General features: G+C 27.2%; 17 protein-coding genes and 1 riboswitch. Of the genes, 11 read left to right on the forward strand and 6 right to left on the reverse strand.

Features of this window, described 5'->3' with window-relative positions; all coding sequences use genetic code 11:
- Positions 1 to 10 precede the first annotated feature (10 nt).
- Genes ftsZ through QMD25_03720 form a run of 3 tightly spaced genes read left to right on the forward strand, consistent with a single transcriptional unit; the run spans position 11 to position 2,308 of the window.
- Positions 11 to 1,072: a cell division protein FtsZ gene (gene ftsZ / locus QMD25_03710; GenBank protein MDI6861107.1), complete on the forward strand. Its 1,062-nt coding sequence runs from the start codon at positions 11 to 13 to the stop codon at positions 1,070 to 1,072.
- Positions 1,069 to 1,914 carry an HlyD family efflux transporter periplasmic adaptor subunit gene (locus tag QMD25_03715; GenBank protein MDI6861108.1) on the forward strand — a complete coding sequence of 282 codons (846 nt, stop codon included), beginning with the start codon at positions 1,069 to 1,071 and terminating at the stop codon, positions 1,912 to 1,914. Before ftsZ ends, QMD25_03715 begins: the two co-directional genes overlap by 4 nt.
- 10 nt (positions 1,915 to 1,924) lie before the next feature.
- The gene (locus tag QMD25_03720) at positions 1,925 to 2,308 is read left to right on the forward strand and encodes a cell division protein SepF (protein ID MDI6861109.1); all 384 of its coding nucleotides are present in this window, start codon (positions 1,925 to 1,927) and stop codon (positions 2,306 to 2,308) included.
- 162 nt (positions 2,309 to 2,470) lie between these two features.
- On the opposite strand, the gene QMD25_03725 is transcribed toward QMD25_03720, so the two are convergent.
- The 3 genes from QMD25_03725 to QMD25_03735 are packed head-to-tail and all read right to left on the reverse strand — an operon-like array spanning position 2,471 to position 5,980.
- A complete protein-coding gene (locus QMD25_03725) occupies positions 2,471 to 2,893 on the reverse strand; it encodes a hypothetical protein (GenBank protein ID MDI6861110.1) in 423 nt (140 codons plus the stop codon).
- A 14-nt stretch (positions 2,894 to 2,907) separates the two neighbouring features.
- Positions 2,908 to 4,404, reverse strand: a complete 1,497-nt coding sequence (locus QMD25_03730; GenBank protein ID MDI6861111.1) for a DUF2723 domain-containing protein — start codon at positions 4,402 to 4,404, stop codon at positions 2,908 to 2,910.
- On the reverse strand, positions 4,397 to 5,980 hold the full coding sequence (locus QMD25_03735; protein ID MDI6861112.1) for an NHL repeat-containing protein: 1,584 nt from the start codon (positions 5,978 to 5,980) through the stop codon (positions 4,397 to 4,399). The genes QMD25_03730 and QMD25_03735 overlap by 8 nt, the downstream gene beginning before the upstream one ends.
- Positions 5,981 to 6,145: 165 nt before the next feature.
- A riboswitch (cyclic di-GMP riboswitch) is annotated at positions 6,146 to 6,235 on the forward strand.
- Positions 6,236 to 6,283: 48 nt separating this feature from the next.
- Here QMD25_03735 and QMD25_03740 point away from each other — a divergent pair.
- From QMD25_03740 to QMD25_03775, 8 genes are all read left to right on the forward strand, one after another.
- Positions 6,284 to 6,784 carry a prepilin-type N-terminal cleavage/methylation domain-containing protein gene (locus QMD25_03740; protein MDI6861113.1) on the forward strand — a complete coding sequence of 167 codons (501 nt, stop codon included), beginning with the start codon at positions 6,284 to 6,286 and terminating at the stop codon, positions 6,782 to 6,784.
- 114 nt (positions 6,785 to 6,898) lie between these two features.
- Positions 6,899 to 7,561 carry a hypothetical protein gene (locus QMD25_03745; protein MDI6861114.1) on the forward strand — a complete coding sequence of 221 codons (663 nt, stop codon included), beginning with the start codon at positions 6,899 to 6,901 and terminating at the stop codon, positions 7,559 to 7,561.
- Positions 7,551 to 8,102: a prepilin-type N-terminal cleavage/methylation domain-containing protein gene (locus QMD25_03750; protein MDI6861115.1), complete on the forward strand. Its 552-nt coding sequence runs from the start codon at positions 7,551 to 7,553 to the stop codon at positions 8,100 to 8,102. Before QMD25_03745 ends, QMD25_03750 begins: the two co-directional genes overlap by 11 nt.
- Before the next feature lie 33 nt (positions 8,103 to 8,135).
- Complete coding sequence (locus QMD25_03755) at positions 8,136 to 10,529, forward strand: hypothetical protein (protein ID MDI6861116.1); 2,394 nt, start codon at positions 8,136 to 8,138, stop codon at positions 10,527 to 10,529.
- Positions 10,530 to 10,576: 47 nt separating this feature from the next.
- Positions 10,577 to 11,101, forward strand: a complete 525-nt coding sequence (locus QMD25_03760) for a prepilin-type N-terminal cleavage/methylation domain-containing protein (protein MDI6861117.1) — start codon at positions 10,577 to 10,579, stop codon at positions 11,099 to 11,101.
- A gap of 33 nt (positions 11,102 to 11,134) precedes the next feature.
- A complete protein-coding gene (locus tag QMD25_03765; GenBank protein MDI6861118.1) occupies positions 11,135 to 11,548 on the forward strand; it encodes a HEPN domain-containing protein in 414 nt (137 codons plus the stop codon).
- Positions 11,545 to 11,895 (forward strand): nucleotidyltransferase domain-containing protein, encoded by a 351-nt coding sequence (locus QMD25_03770; GenBank protein ID MDI6861119.1) that lies wholly within the window; start codon positions 11,545 to 11,547, stop codon positions 11,893 to 11,895. Before QMD25_03765 ends, QMD25_03770 begins: the two co-directional genes overlap by 4 nt.
- A 70-nt stretch (positions 11,896 to 11,965) precedes the next feature.
- Positions 11,966 to 12,628, forward strand: coding sequence for a type II secretion system protein (locus QMD25_03775; protein ID MDI6861120.1), 663 nt, complete (start codon positions 11,966 to 11,968; stop codon positions 12,626 to 12,628).
- A 252-nt stretch (positions 12,629 to 12,880) separates the two neighbouring features.
- On the opposite strand, the gene QMD25_03780 is transcribed toward QMD25_03775, so the two are convergent.
- From QMD25_03780 to glmS, 3 genes are read right to left on the reverse strand one after another with little or no spacing between them, the layout of a single operon-like run.
- A complete protein-coding gene (locus QMD25_03780) occupies positions 12,881 to 13,660 on the reverse strand; it encodes a DUF4388 domain-containing protein (protein ID MDI6861121.1) in 780 nt (259 codons plus the stop codon).
- Between the two features lie 43 nt (positions 13,661 to 13,703).
- The gene (locus QMD25_03785; GenBank protein MDI6861122.1) at positions 13,704 to 14,456 is read right to left on the reverse strand and encodes a hypothetical protein; all 753 of its coding nucleotides are present in this window, start codon (positions 14,454 to 14,456) and stop codon (positions 13,704 to 13,706) included.
- Positions 14,457 to 14,464: 8 nt separating this feature from the next.
- A complete protein-coding gene (gene glmS, locus QMD25_03790; protein MDI6861123.1) occupies positions 14,465 to 16,288 on the reverse strand; it encodes a glutamine--fructose-6-phosphate transaminase (isomerizing) in 1,824 nt (607 codons plus the stop codon).
- Between the last annotated feature and the right edge of the window lie 70 nt (positions 16,289 to 16,358).

A 16,358-nucleotide genomic window follows, 5' to 3' on the forward strand; every position in this document is an offset into this window, starting at 1 on the left:
GAGGAAGAAAATGGGTAATGCTTATGATCCATGGCAAGAAACAAAGCCAGTTATAAAAGTTGTAGGTGTTGGAGGAGGCGGTACAAATGCAGTAAATAGAATGATTGAGAGAGATATAAAAAATGTGGAATTTATTGCTATAAATACAGATGTTCAAGTTTTAAAACTCTCTAAGGCACATAGACTTGTTCAAATTGGTCCAAAAACAACAAAAGGTTTAGGTGCTGGATCAGATCCAGAGTTAGGAAAAAAAGCAGCAGAAGAGAGTAGAGAAGCAATAAGAGATGCTCTTATGGGAGCAGATTTAATTTTTATAACTGCTGGAATGGGGAAAGGAACTGGAACTGGTGCATCTCCTGTTGTTGCAGAAATTGCAAGAGAAATTGGTGCTCTAACTATTGGGGTAGTTACAAAACCATTTAACTTTGAAGGAAGAAGAAGAATGCAGGTTGCAGAAGAAGGGATTTCTCTTTTAAAAGAAAAAGTTGATACTTTAATTATTATTTCAAACAACAGACTTCTTGAAATTACAACACCAAAAACGAGTTTACTTGATTCATTCTCTTTAGCAGATGAAGCACTAAGGCAGGGAGTTCAAGGAATTTCAGATTTACTCACTCAACCTGGCCTTATAAATGTAGATTTTATGGATGTTGCAAAAATTATGAGAGGAGCAGGGAATGCTTGGCTTGGAATTGGAATAGGTTCTGGAGAGAAAAGAGCAGAAACAGCAGCAAAAAATGCTTTAACAAGTCCACTTCTTGAAATGTCACTTTCTGGTGCAAAAGGAGTTGTTGTGAACATTTCTGGTAATAAATCTCTCTCTATTCATGAAGTAAATAATGCAATGAAGATAATTAGTTCTAATGCAGATCAAGATGCAAATATAATCTTTGGAGTAACAATTGATGATGAATTAGGCGATCAAATAAAAATTGTTGTGGTTGCTACAAACTTTCAACCTAAATTTGGTCCACAAGGAAAATTTGAAGAGTTAGAAAAGGAGATAATAACTGCAGAGGATCTTAGGATTCCTTCATTTTTAAGGAAGAAAAGAGAAGAAAAAGATTGAAAAGATTAAATAGAATTATAATACTTTTTTTAGTTATTATTTTTCTTTTTAATTACAAAAAAGTTTTTTCTCTATTTATACTACCTCAAACATATAAAATTGAGAAGATCACTGAGTCAATATTTATAAGAAAAGAAGGAATAGTTTTATTCAATGAAGATATAATCTATTCTCCTTATGATGGAAGGATAAAACTCCTTTTTAATCATGGAGATAAAATAAAGAAAAATTCTCTTGTTGCAACAGTTGACACACTTGAAGGAGAATTTAAATTTTATTCAAATCTTTCTGGAATTCTTTCGGTCAAATTTGACAATTTAGATTTTTCTCAAGATGAGATTAATAATTTAAATTTCAAAACCCTTCTTTCAAATTTAAATTCTAAAAAAATTCAAAATGGCGATGAAATAAAGATTGGTGAGCCAATTTTTAAAATAATAGATAATCTTTCTGCGTTTATATATTTTGAAAATGATGAAAATCTAAAGAATTTTATCTCAGGAAAATATATTTATCTTAAAAATATCTATAATGGAGAAATCTTTAAAGGCGAAATTGTTGAAAACACCTCTTTATTAAAAATTAAATTTAACAAATTTTTAGAATATTTTTTAGATGAGAGAGTTCATCCATTTGAGATTATGATTTTTGAGGGTGAAGTTATTAAAATAAAAGAAAGTTTTATAAAAAATGGAGGAATTTATTTGAAAGAAGATCTTAATACAAGTTTTGTTTCAATTAAGAATTTTAAATATATTAAAATTGGTGAATTTTTAATTTTTCCTCTTATTGAGGAAAATAAATCTCTTTTTGATCTTATAGGAAAAGTGATAATAAAGTAAAGGAGGAGATATGGGTTTTTTGGATGGTTTAAAAAAGTTTTTTGGTTTTGAGGAAGAAGTACAAGAAATTCACGAAGAGGAAGAAGGAATTGTTATTGGTGAGGATACAGGAGTTAAAGTTGTAGTAATTGAGCCTAAATCTTTTGATGAAGCACAAGAAATTATAGATGATCTTAAAGATGGTAGACCAGTAATAATTAATTTTGAAGATACAGATAGAGAACTTGCAAGAAGAATAATTGATTTCATAAGTGGTGGAGCATATGCTTTGGATGGTTCAACAGAAAAAATTTCAAATTATGTATTTTTGTTTGTTCCAAAAGGGGTTGAAATAACAAAAGAGAGCAAAAAATTTTGGAAGAAACACCTCGATAAAGAAGAAAAAGAAGAGTAAAATTAAACCTAATTTATTCACAATGTTTGAATTTGAAATAATTTTAGAAGTTTGATATAATTTTATTTGCTCTGACTCTTACGTTATCTCGTAAGTATCTTCCTAAAAAATGGGAAGACCAGAGATAACGGAGAGTTGGAGCAAAATCTCCTTAAACATTAATTATTTTATAAGTTTTTCTATTAAATTGTTATCCTCTTTACTTTTAAATATAATTTTTATTAGTAATCTTAATGAATTGCTTAAATTTTTAGATATTTTAACTTTCTTTAATAAATAAGGCAATCTTCTTATTGATTCCTTTCCCTCTTTTATATTTAAAATTGATATAATTTTTTTCCTTTCATCTTTTGAATATTTTTCATTTATATCGAGTTCAATTATTCTATTTATTGGAAGTTGATTAATTATACTTGCGAATACCTCATCTGGAGCATCAATTAAATTAATTATTTCCCAATCATAAATAATTTTTGAATCATAAGAAAGTTCTTTAGATATAAAAGCAATACTTTTGTATTCCCACGCGCCAAAATCATTTTTAGTAAGAACTCTATAACTTTTTGAAATATTGTTATTCTTCATAAAATTATTTTACACTATTTTTTAGTTATAATATACCCTTTTACAAAAATATAATCAAAATCTTTGGGTATTTCATAAGATATAATTGTAACCCCTCCACCTTTTAAACTTCCTTGACTTTCTTCAATTTTTATTCCCTCAAGCATAAGAATTTCTTCAAAGTCTCTTGGATGATCACATATAAATATTATCTTGTTTACATATTCATCAATTTTAATAACATTTCCTTCATAAATTTCCATTGGCTCTCTTTTATATTGAACAATATATCCATTCTCAATATTCCATTCACAAATGTAATTACTTAGTGGTGAAATAAAATAAATTTTATTGTTTGGGAAATAATATGCAAACCTAAATAAATCTACACTTTCATCTGAAAGAAAAATTACAGTTTGCTTATCATTTTGAATTGCTTTTTTAATTTTAAGAATTATTTCATTTATATTATTTATTTGAATATCTAATTTATTCCTTAATTCAAAGAATCTTAAAGTAAAGTTTACAATTAATATTGATATTAAAATTATTAAAAAAATTTTCTTACTTTTTATTTTAAAATAAAACAATTTATAAAAAAGAAAAAGATAAAGAGGAGGAATGACGGTTAAATAATAACCAACTTTTGGTGCATGAATTAAAAAGTAAAATAAAAGTGAGGGAACTATCCATATTAATAAAAAATTTAAATTATCTTTTCTTTTTATAAACATATAAATTAAAATTATGATTGAAATAAGTGTTTCTTTTAAAAACAAAATAAATGTTAAAAATGTATTTTTAATCCAATAATAGTTATCAAAAAAAATAGATGTTCCTAAAACCCATGTAAATAGCGTTTTTGAATGAAATGAATGAATTTTGATTCCACCACCAGAATAAATTGTGGGAATATACCAAATTAAAATAAAAATTAAGATTAAAAGTAAATTTATTAAAATTTCTTTAAATTTTAATTTTATTTTGATAAAAATATATAAAATTAATGGAAAAAAGAAAATTAAACTATTAAATCTTATTCCACCACCTAGCCCATAAAATATTGATAAAAGATAACTCTTTTTCTTATCAAATAAAGTAAGAAAAGATAAGAAACCAATTAAAAGAGTTAAGAATACTTCAGATACATAGATATCTTCAACAGTTCCATAAAAATAAAAAATAGATGAAAAAGAAAATATTATTGTTCCAAAGAATGAATATTTTTCATTTTTTGTTAAATATTTAAGAAAATAATAAAAAATAATTACTCCTAATATTGAAAAAATAACTGATAGAATCTGTAAACTCCTTAATTCATCTTTTATAAATATATAAATTAATTTACTCATTAATACTAGTATTGAATATCCTGGTGGATGTGGTTGGTCTGCATAAATGTTAAATTTTTTAATTGCCAAAGCAAAATTTATCGAATCCCACTCATGAAAAAAATTTTTAAATAGGAACACTCTTGTTAAAATTATTAACAAAATCAATATTATAATTTTATAATCAACTTTTTTACTCATAAATATATCCATTAATTATAAAAAGGCTTCCATTAATTCTATCAATAAGAAAAGTTTTTTCATTAAAAATTAATAAAGAGTATGGTTTTAAACTTTTTAATTTTTCAAAATAGTTATACGAAAAAGAAAAAATTGGTAAAAATTTATTATTTTTAAATAGATAAACATATTTCCATCTGGAACCAAGAAAGTATAAATTTTCTTTTAAATCAAATATACTCGTCATAATATCATCTAATTTTATTTTTTTTATTTTTTTGCCTTCAATAATTATTAATTTATAATTTTTTTTATCTGAGATAAAAATATTTTCTTTTTTTACAAAAAATTCATTAGGTTCAAATAAAATGCTTTTTGGTTTTATCAAATTCAATAGATATTTATAAGTTGATTCTCCAATTGAATATTTGTAATTTCCATTTAAATCAAAAATTTTCAATTTATGATTATAAACATCCAAAACATAAATTAAATCATTATAAACTTTAATCTTTGATGGATATGAAAATTCATTTTCCTTATTTCCAAAAGTTCCAAATGAAAATATTAAATTCCCTTTTTTATCAAAAACCCTTATTTTATTATTCCATGAATCAGCAACATATATTTTCCCTTTATAATAAAAAATACCATTTGGATATTTTAAAATCTCTTTACCAAATTTATTTTTAAATTTAAGATTTTTATTAAATATTACTATTTCAGAACTTTTAGTGTTTAATAAATATATATTTCCATCTTCATCTATTGTTATATCAGAAGGGTATTCTAAATTTTCAATAACTTCAAATTCAAATTGTGGAGGTAAAACTTTTATTCCCTCATTTTTAAAATATAAAACAACTGCCCTTGATAAGTCAAAAAAAATTTCATCACCCTCTTTTTCAAGTTTTATCTCTTTTAAAAATTTTAAATTTTTATCAAAAACCAAAATACCCTTATCACTTAAAAAATAAATTTTATCATCAATATCAATATCAAAAGATTTAATTTTATAATTTGGAATAGTTTTTTCATTAATTTTCTCTCCTTTTGAATCTATAATTAAAATTTCATTTTCATTTATAAGATAAATTTTATCTTTTCTAATTTTAAATTTTAAATAATTATTATTTAATTTAATTTCTAATTTATTAAATTTTGAATCATAAATTAAAATTTCTTCACCATTTAAAAAATAAAAATTATCTTTATAAATTTTAAAATCTTTAACTTTATATAAATTCAACTTTTTTAAAAAATAAAATTTTTTTCCATTATATTTATAAATTTTGCTACTTTCTCTATCAAATAGGTATAAAAATTCATAATTACTTTCAATTAATGCATCTTTTGTCCTTATTTTTATTTTTTTAATTGGAATATAATATCTACTTAAAACAACAATATAACTTTTATTTACTGAATATATACAACCATCGTAATTTACAAAAGAATGATTATCATTTAAATATTCCTCATAGTCAACTCTTGGTGATTCATAAATAAATAAACTATTTTCGATTTGTTTTCCTTTTACGCCTTTTATAAAAATTATTAAAAAAATAAATAATAAAAGAATTACTTTTTTACACATTTAATAAAATATTATACCATATAAATTCAATAAATACCATGCAAAATTTTCGGCAATATTTCTTTTTATTTAATTTTTTAAAAAATTATAAAAATTTAACCTCTTGACAAAATAAAAAATATTATCTATATTAGAATTAGAAAAAAGAAATTTAGTTTTATATTATATAGACCAAGAAGGCGAAGATGTCTTCTCTCAAAAGATGGGCGCCATGGGAGAGGACGGAGCCAAGTGGCGCAACCGGCTTGGTCAATTTATTTTTGATTAAAATGGCGCCAAATTTGAAAAAGGAGGTAGAAAACTATGTGGAGAAGAGGAAAGGGTTTTACCCTTATTGAGTTAATGGTTGTAATCGCAATTATCTTGATTCTTGCTCTTATTGCTATTCCAGCTTATAGGAATATGCAAAATAGAGCAAGGAAATCAAGAGTTCAGAGTGATTTAAGGACACTCGCAAATGCTCTTCAAATGTTTTACACTGACTGGAATACTTATCCTGTTCAAGAAACTGCTGATAGATTAGTTGCAACCTCAGGTCCAGGAGCAGAACTTACAGGGAGTACTGCTGCAACAATTAATGTTTCTACAGCGGTAAGTGCAACAGGTGAAAGAGGTGGAATAGTATATATAGAGAAACTTCCAATTGATCCATTTGATCCAGGTAATGGTTCTTATTATTATCAAAGTAATCCTAGTGGTACCTCATATGTGTTATATTCTCAGACATCAGCACCTAACGAATATATATATAGAGATTCTGTTGGAAATGCTGGTGTAACGACTACAGCTCCAACACCTCCATAATAATTTTTGTTAACTTTTAATACTTGTTGAGTTTAAAGGTTATCGGAGGAGAGAGATATCTCTCTCCTCCAGTTTAAAAAATTTTAAAGGGGAAATTAAAAGAGGAATTTAATTGTGATAATTTTTAAGTTATTTAGAAACAAAAAAGGAATTACCTTAATTGAAGCAATACTTGCTATTGTAATTTTTGTTTTTCCAATCTTTGCTACTCTATCTACTATAACTTTTTTATATCAACAAACACGTAATAGAAATCTTGAATTACTTGCTGAAAATTTATGTAATTATATTTTAGAGGATTTGAGGGGTAGAAAATTTTATTATTATGAGGGAGAGGTGGGAGTAACTGAACAAAATAATCTTCAAAGGTTATATGAAGTTTTACCACAAGAAGAAATTTTGCCAGACGGTTCTGATCCTTTTGGTTATCCTGGAGAAAGAATAATGAAATATTCATGTATTAATGATACAATTTATGATACTGCTATTTATAATGAGAATAATCCATCATATACTTATCCATATGTTATTTTTCCTTCTGATGATTCAAGAAAATTTTATAATATATTTAAAGTTGAACTTTATATAACAAGATTTATTAATGCCAATGTAAATGAACCAATCGAAAATGTTGATCCATATAAATTCATTTATAAAATAGATGTTGTTTTATTAATTGAAGATCCTAAAAGTTCTTATACAAATTTAAAAGGAACTGTGTATGGTTGGAAAAGATTCACAGTAGCATCAACTGAGGTAACATACCATGATCCGTAAAAGACTTGGTTTTACTTTGATAGAACTTATGATATCTATTGCAATTTTTTCTGTAATTTTAGTTGGTATATATCCTATTTTTACTCAAATTACTACATTTAATCAAGAGAATTATATAAGAACTGCTCTTATAGATAATTTAAGAGCAGGGATGGATAGATTGATAAGGGAATTAAGAGAAGCAACATCGGTAGAATTAGAGAATAATTTAATTCAAGATAATTATATAATATTTTCTCACCCAAATCCAAATTCTCCAAGTGGGATAGAGACAGTTAAATATGAACTTACCACATCATCTTATTCAATCAGTTTTTTTCCTCAAGGAAAAGAGATCAAAAGATATGTTTATAATAGTACAACCAATTCATGGGAAGGTGGAAATCCAGTTACTGAACCTACGATTTACTCATTAAAATTTTTAAGAGTTGGTCAAATTATTAAGATAGAAATAATTTCAAAAGTGCAATTAAGACTAAAAAAAGCACCACAAGATTATATTTATTTAGCTAATGTAACGGTTAGAAACCCATTACCTTAATATAAATTTAATTATAAAGAAAGGAGGAAAGATATGTATAAAAAAAGAAATGGATTTGCATTAATTACTGTGTTAATCATATCAACTATTCTATTTGGTGTAATAGGCTTCACTTTTATTGCTGCTAATAGAAATTTAAATTTAAAAACAATTCTTCATCTTTCAAAAACCTCTTTAACAACCGCTGATGCTGGACTTGAAGAGATCATAAGAGAGATTCAGAGTAGTCATTTTGATAACATAGGATTATATTTATTAACACAATATATAAAAGGTTTAGATTCAACACCAGCCCTTTATAATTACTATCCTGATTTCTTCAAAGATCCAAGAAATGGTAATTACATTTTAACAAGAGCAAAATATTTTATGGATTTTGATTATTATACACTTGATAGCGTAGGTAATCCTGTTCCAATGAAAATTGTTAATTGGAACGATTCTAATTCAAATGGACTTGCAGATGAAGGTGAATATATTTCTAAAGTGGTTGTAGAACCAAATGAAATTAAAGTTGTGGAAAGTGTCACAAGATTTATAGAAAATTTGGCAAGACCTCAAGATGATTCAAAAATAACTGAAATTACTAATGATATTCAAAATGCATATAACACATGGATGACATATCTATGGGGTCTAAACTGGAATGAGGGGTTTAAAACAACTGACACAGGCGTAAATCTTGGAAAAATGGAAGAGATGATAAGTAAAATTGGTGGTAATGATTTAGTTGCTGATTGTTCAGGAATTAATATAAATGATGTAGTTAAACCATATGATATTGATCATCCAGCAACAGGTGATACATATGAAGGAATTATTATTCAAACTGCTGGAAAAATTGACAGTTCAACAAGTTCGCCACAAAGAGGTTTAATAATTATAACAGCAATTGGTTATTCATTTAGTTCACCAATTCCAAAAGTTGATTATGAAAATATAATTAAACCAAGACTTACACTTGTATGTCCAAGACCAAGTGACCCCGAATATCCAGATCACTATTTAAATGTTCTTGATATCGATGCTATTAATAACTCTCTCAAACTTGCAGGTGTTAGATATAGAATTACTCCGATGAAAAGAGGAATTAGGGGTGAATTTGAAGTAAAATATGAGGCGCCACCAAATTCAATAATTCAATTATTAAGAGAATCAGAGACAGTGCAAACAATATCATATCAAGACCAGGTTAGTTTTTCAGATTATCTTGTTGCATCAAATGACACAATAAATTTTGGATATGATGAAGAAGTTCATGGTCCAATTAGAAGTAATGGCAACATAAACTTTTCTGGAGAAATTTGGGGCACAATAACTGCAAATGATTATGTTTGGGATTATATAACATTTGGTCCTTATGCAAATCAACATACAGGTGGCTTTCATTTTTATTATAATGGTACAGAATATAAAGTGGAACCTTTTAAAAATACAACCCAAAATAATCCTTCGTATACTATTGCAAATATTTATCCTTCATTAGTTTATAATGGGGTGACATATACCACTGTGAAAATTGTTCAAGCACCAGACCAAAAGACATATTATGTAGATTTACCACCATTTAATTCACCATTAAACAATATCGGACCTGAAGATGTAAAGGTTTATTCACAATTACAACCTAATATGGATTTTTCAAGAGTTCAAACATCTGGAAATCAAATAAAAACAATTGCACAACAAACTGGTTATTATTTTAACGGAACAAGTACACCAGTTGAGTTGCATTTTCTTGAAAATGGCACAATTCAAATAAAAGAGGGGAATGGACCAACAAGAATAATTCCAATGCCAACAAATTATCCTGTTACCCTTCCAGATGGAACAGTATATCAAGGAGGAGTTATTTATGTTCAAGGTGATGTTACTGTTAGAGGCAAAGTTAATGGAAGAGTAACTGTTTATGCATCGGATGATATATGGATAATGTCTGATTTAACATATGTTCACCCTGCTGTTACAGATCCAAATCAAGTACCAAATTATATTCCTGATGCACTTGGTTTAATTGCTTATGATGATGTCTTTATACATAAAAATGCTCCAGAACACTTAAGAATTGATGCAGCAGTTTTAGCACAAACTGGTTCTTTTGGGATAGATCCAAACGCTAATTGGCATCCATATAATCCAAATGGACATGTTCTTGATTTTAGAGGTTCTCAAACTTTCTATTCATCAGATAATGCACCAGCGATTGTAAGTGGCAGTAGAGTGAAAGGATATGAAACTCAATTGACTTATTATGATTATAACTTACAAAGAGCAAGACCACCCCTATTCCCAACTATTGGAGATGAAGTTATAACAAGAATAGCAATTACCAACACTCAAACATACGATGAAATAAATTTAGTTGGACCACTTAAATCAACACTTTTTGGTAGAATTCTCTGGCGTGAAATGGTAAACCCTCCATAAATATAACTTTTAGGGGGTGATAAATTTCACCCCCAGTTTAATAAGAAATGAATAAAAAAGGATTTACAATAATTGAATTAGTGGTAACTTTAGCAGTTCTACTTGTTTTAATAGGTGGAGTTGTATATATTTCTCCAAGATTTATAATGAGGCAAAAATTAAAAAATAATGCATGGCAAGTTTTAAATGATATTAAAGAGGTTCAGGAAAGAGCAAGGGCACAACTTGAAAGATTAAGAATTGAATTTGATATAGATAATGGAACTTATAGATATGAAAAAAGGAAAAATGCTTTTGAGAGTGGATCAAATGAGAATGTTGTGACTAAAAAACTTGATTTAAGAATAAATTTTAAAAGCATAAGAATTGGAAATACTACCTATGGAGCAGGAATTGCAACTTATATGTATGATGAATGGGGGGCACCAAAAAAAGTTGATAACACAGATCCTGGCGAAATTTTAATTATTATAGAGACCCCAAGTTTAAAAAATAGTGAAGGACAAAATTTATCTATTGAAATAACTGTTGCCCCAGGAACAGGTGCTCTTCGCATGTTTGGTCCAAAATAAGTCATATTAAATTTAGGATGTTATAATTTATTTGTGAGAAGAGATAAAAAAGAAGAAGCAAAAAGATGGATTTTACAAGCAATAGATGAATATAATGATGCAGAAGAATTAAGAAAATTAAATAAATTTTATTTAGCACTTTTTCATTTTCAACAAGCAGTTGAAAAAGCGCTAAAAGGATTTTTATATTTTAAAACTGGTTCTATTCATCACTTTTTTACACACTCGATTGATGATTTATTAATACAAGCAATAAATTTTGATAAAGAATTTGAAAATTATAAAGATTCAAAAAAATTAGATAAATATTATATACCTACAAGATATCCTAATGGTCTTCCTGGTGGAATTCCTTCAAGATTTTTTGATGACCCTGAAGAAGCACTTGAAGCATCTAAAATTGCAAAGAAAATTATTTATTTTATTAAGGATAAATTAGATTTATGAATCTTTTAGATTTTATAAAAAAAGAGAAATTAAAAAGAAAAAAGTTATTAGAAAAAAATTTAAAGAAGATAATTTCACAATTAAAAAAAATAGGTGCATTAAAAATTTATCTTTTCGGTTCTTTTTCAAGAGGTGATATAGATATTTATAGCGATATTGATTTATTTATTGTTATGCCTGAAGATAAAAGTGGAAAAGAGTGGTTAGATATAATATATGAATCTATTGAAAAAGATGTTGCAGTTGATTTTATTGTTTTCAATAAAAAAGAATTTGAATATGAAAAAGATTTTAATCCTTTAATAATTAATATACTTGAAAATGGCAAATTAATTTATTCAAAATGATAAAATAACATCTTGAAATAAAAATTCAATTTTTGTTAAAATAATAAAAATAATTTTTTGGAGTTATTTTGTGTTTAAAAAATTTAATGGATTTACAATAATAGAACTTATTGTTGTTATTACAATTCTTTCGATAATTTCAATGGGTATAATTTATCTTTCTCCAACTCTTATTGCTACTCAAAAATTAAGAAATGATGCATGGCAACTTGTTAATGATTTAAGAGAGGTTCAGGTAAGAGCAATGGCACAACTTGAAAAGTTAAAAATCAATTTTTATGTTTATAATCCAAGTACACCAGAATTAAATAATATTTATGTATTTGAATTAAGAGAAGGTGCAATTCAAAATGCATATAATGTGGGAAAAGATATTGTTTATATTATTAATCATCCAGGCGAGTTTCCAAATATTGTTGTAAGAAAATTTAGCAAAAATATAGGTTTTCCATACTCATTTGGATATACTCAGGGAATTACAACAGACGATGGTTTAGGTAGTGCAAATTCTGTTGTTTTTGGAACTCAATCATCTCCAATCTCTTATTTTGTTTCATTTTCTTTCAATGAATGGGGAAATCCATCTCAAGGAGGTCATATAAATTTAATTTCTAATAATTTACTTGGAAAAACAAAAGATTCAAAAGGCAACAGATTACCAAAAGTTATAACAATTTACATAACACCAGCAACTGGTCGCATAAGATTTGTTGGACCTCGTGATTGGAATTAATCATGTTACAAAGGTGCCTGACACCATTGTAACATGGGTTTTTATTGACAAAAGCGTAGTTTATGATATAAAATGAAGTTGGGTGCGGGGTCAAGGGGAGCCCGACTTTAGGGATGAGGTCTTTGGAAAAAAAGATAAGTGACCTTCCGCACCCTTAAATATTTTTAGTTCAAGATTTTAAAAAATGTTAAAATTGTGTCTGACACTTTTGTAACATGATGTTAAAATCGTGTCTGACACTATTGTAACATGTTAGATTTCGAGATTGAGAGATTTTAATATAAATTTTATAACATCATCTGCTTTTCTTTCATCAGAAATAGAAATTAGATCTTGTTTAAGTTTTTTTAAATTTTCTCTAAATAGATTAAAATCTTGCATACCCTTTGGAATATGATATGTAAGATAATATAGACCCTTTGGCCCAATATTTTTATCTATATATTCGGAGAATTTTTCATAAAGGTAATTTGGTATATTTATTAATTTGTCTGATTTTTTAAGTAAACCAACTGAAAGGAGAGCATAAAGTATCTTTATAACTTTTGTTTCAGGCAAAATTGTATTTTTCATTGCATCTTCTATACTAATTGGATTCATAAATAGATACATTACATGCCACTCATCAGGAGAAAGTTCAATGTTGTTTTCAGGAGCATTTGGATTCATTTCAATTATTGTATATCTTGGAGGTATCTTTTTATAAAGATCTTTTGTCTCATCTGCAGTTCTTATTGCATCAATCATTAGAACATCAATTGATTTTGTAATTTTTTGAGGGGTATCAATTTCTTTTAATTTAAATGAAAAAGTCCCCTCATCTATTAAAAAAAGTGAATAAAATGCCTCTTCACCAGTTAAATTTCCACAAAATGCATCATAAACTTTTCCTTTTACAATATGAATTTCACCCTTTATCTCCTCAACCCCTTTTTTACCTTGAATATATAATATACCAGTTTTTCCTGAATTAGAAAGAAGTGTTAAAACATCAACAATAGGAAAAGTTTCAATATTTCCCTCAATAGCCATTCTGATAACCTCCTTTTTAAATTTCAATTTTATTATAACAAAATTATTTTAAATATTTTCTTACAAATTCAAGATCTTCCTTTTTATCAATATCAATCGCAATTTCTGGATAAGGAATTGGGACTGCCCTCCCCTTTAATTTAATTTTATCAACAACAACTTTCTCGCAATCAGAGAGGGTTACTTGGTGAAATGCAGCTTTAATTATAAACCAAATTGGAAAAAGAGAAGCAAGACGAAGAGCGGATTTTCTTGCTTCAAAAACAAGTTTTCCAAATTCAATTACCTTAGGATATAACTCTTTTCTAATTAAAAAGATATTACCCATTTTAAAATATCCGCCTTTGAGTTTCCAATATGTTCTTTTTGTACCAGGATACTTTTCATCAACATCCTTTTTATTATTTACAAGCACATAAAGATAGCAATCTGGGCAAAATTCAAAGCAATAATTTAGAGTTTTTTCATAAATTTCTGATGTAATTAGAGGAACATCTATTGGAGTAATTAAGGAAAAGGGAAGAGATGCAACATCTGAAATTTTCATTAAATTAAAAATAAAATCATGAGTATCTTCTAAAAAGAGATCGACTTTATTAATGTAATCTTTAAAAATCTCTCTATCGCCAATAAGGACTAATTTTTTAATTTGAGGAGTTTCTCTTAATGAATCAATAACCCAATCAATCATTTTTTTTGATCCAATTTGAAGGAGTGCCTTATGTGGCACTCCTTCCTCTTTTACCCAATCTTCAAGCCTATCTTGGCCACCTAAAAGTATTGCTTCAACTTCCATTTCTCACCTCACTCAACTGTTACAGATTTTGCTAAATTTCTCGGTTTATCCACATCAAGACCTCTTAAGTCTGCTGTATAATAAGCAATAAGTTGCAATGGAACAACTGATAAAATTGGTGAAATATATATATGTGTTCTTGGAATAATTATTGAATCGTCTGATTCTTCAATTATACCTTTAAAATCTTCTCTAACAATTGAATAAACATTACCTTTTCTTGCTTTAACCTCTTTTATATTTGATTGCATTTTTTCAAAAACTCTCTCATCAGTAGATATAGCAAATGTTGGAACACTCTCTTCAATGAGAGCAAGTGGTCCATGTTTAAGTTCTCCTGCAGGATATCCTTCGGCATGAAGATAAGAAATTTCCTTTAATTTTAGAGCACCCTCAAGAGCAGTTGGATAATCAAGTAATCTTCCAATATAGAATGCATTATTAAGATTTACAATTTTTTCAGCAAGTTCAAATGGTTTTTTAGTATCACTCAAAATTCTATTTACAAGGTCTGGCACTCTCTCTATTTCTTTAACAATATAGTCCTCGAAATCTTCAAAAATTACTCCTCTTAATTTTCCTATATGGATAGAAAATAAAAGAAGGGTTAAAATTTGAGCAACATATGCTTTTGTAGATGCAACAGCAATTTCAGGTCCTGCATATATTTGAAGCACTTCATCACTCTCTCTAAAAATTGTGCTTCCATTAACATTTACTATACCTAAAGTTTTTGCTCCCAAATTTTTTGCAAGGCGAAGAGAGGCGATTGTATCTGCAGTTTCACCTGATTGAGAAACAAGAATAACAAGAGAATCTTTATTTATATTTGGATTTTCATATCTAAACTCAGATGCTGTATCACATTTTATGGGTATATCAAGAAGGTCAGTTAAAATATATTTTGCAACTAATCCAGCGTGATATGCAGTACCACATGCAACAATATGTATATTTTTAACTCTTTTTAAAAATTCATTATCTTTTATTTCAGTGAGAATGACTTTTCCATTTTTTATTCTTCCTCTTAAGGTATCTTTTAAAATTTCTCCTTGTTCCATTATCTCTTTCAACATAAAATGTTTATAACCTTTTTTCTCAGCCTGCTCAATATTCCACTTTACTTCCATTTTTTCAAGTTTAATTTCTTCACCGTTCATATTTACAACTTTAACAGTATCTTTTTTAATAAGCGCAATCTCGCCATCTTTAAGAATTACAACATTTTTTGTATAAGGTAGAAGTGCTGGAATATCTGATGCAAGAAAATTTTCATTATTACCAAGACCAATAATTAATGGTGATTCTTTTCTTACTGCAACTATTTTATCTTTTTCTTTATTTGAAAAAATTGCTAGAGCAAATGAACCTTTAAGAAATTTAACTGCTTTTAGTGTTGCTTCAAAAATATCTCCATCATAAAACTCTTCAATTAAATGTGGAACAACTTCTGTATCTGTTTCAGATTGAAATATGTGTCCTTTTGATATTAAATCTTTTTTAATTTCATCATAATTTTCAATTATTCCATTATGAACAACAATAATCTCCTTTTTACAATCAAAATGCGGATGAGCATTAATGTCAGATGGTGGACCATGCGTTGCCCATCTTGTTTGACCTATTCCAAGAGAATATTCTCCATTTATACATGAATTTTTAATTTTTTCTTCAAGAAGAGATATTCTTCCTTTTGTTTTCATAAGGTAAAGTTCTTTTCCACATAATGCAATTCCTGCTGAATCATATCCTCTATATTCTAATCTTTTTAAACCATCTATAATAATTGGAAGAATATCTCTATCACCAATATATCCAACAATACCACACATAAATTTCTCCTTTTGCCTGGTCTTCCCTTTGTTCACAGGTTACCCTGTGTTTTTGAGGAAGACCTCAAAG

The sequence above is a fragment of the Caldisericia bacterium genome (assembly GCA_030018355.1).
Lineage (GTDB): Bacteria > Caldisericota > Caldisericia > B22-G15 > B22-G15 > JAAYUH01.

Coding starts and splice junctions, on each gene's coding strand:
- QMD25_03770 (MDI6861119.1), top strand. CDS start 11,545: ATGAATCTTTTAGATTTTATAAAAAAAGAGAAATTAAAAAGAAAAAAG.
- QMD25_03760 (MDI6861117.1), top strand. CDS start 10,577: ATGAATAAAAAAGGATTTACAATAATTGAATTAGTGGTAACTTTAGCA.
- QMD25_03780 (MDI6861121.1), bottom strand. CDS start 13,660: ATGGCTATTGAGGGAAATATTGAAACTTTTCCTATTGTTGATGTTTTA.
- ftsZ (MDI6861107.1), top strand. CDS start 11: ATGGGTAATGCTTATGATCCATGGCAAGAAACAAAGCCAGTTATAAAA.
- QMD25_03750 (MDI6861115.1), top strand. CDS start 7,551: ATGATCCGTAAAAGACTTGGTTTTACTTTGATAGAACTTATGATATCT.
- QMD25_03720 (MDI6861109.1), top strand. CDS start 1,925: ATGGGTTTTTTGGATGGTTTAAAAAAGTTTTTTGGTTTTGAGGAAGAA.
- QMD25_03735 (MDI6861112.1), bottom strand. CDS start 5,980: ATGTGTAAAAAAGTAATTCTTTTATTATTTATTTTTTTAATAATTTTT.
- QMD25_03725 (MDI6861110.1), bottom strand. CDS start 2,893: ATGAAGAATAACAATATTTCAAAAAGTTATAGAGTTCTTACTAAAAAT.
- QMD25_03785 (MDI6861122.1), bottom strand. CDS start 14,456: ATGGAAGTTGAAGCAATACTTTTAGGTGGCCAAGATAGGCTTGAAGAT.
- QMD25_03740 (MDI6861113.1), top strand. CDS start 6,284: ATGTGGAGAAGAGGAAAGGGTTTTACCCTTATTGAGTTAATGGTTGTA.
- QMD25_03755 (MDI6861116.1), top strand. CDS start 8,136: ATGTATAAAAAAAGAAATGGATTTGCATTAATTACTGTGTTAATCATA.
- QMD25_03730 (MDI6861111.1), bottom strand. CDS start 4,404: ATGAGTAAAAAAGTTGATTATAAAATTATAATATTGATTTTGTTAATA.
- glmS (MDI6861123.1), bottom strand. CDS start 16,288: ATGTGTGGTATTGTTGGATATATTGGTGATAGAGATATTCTTCCAATT.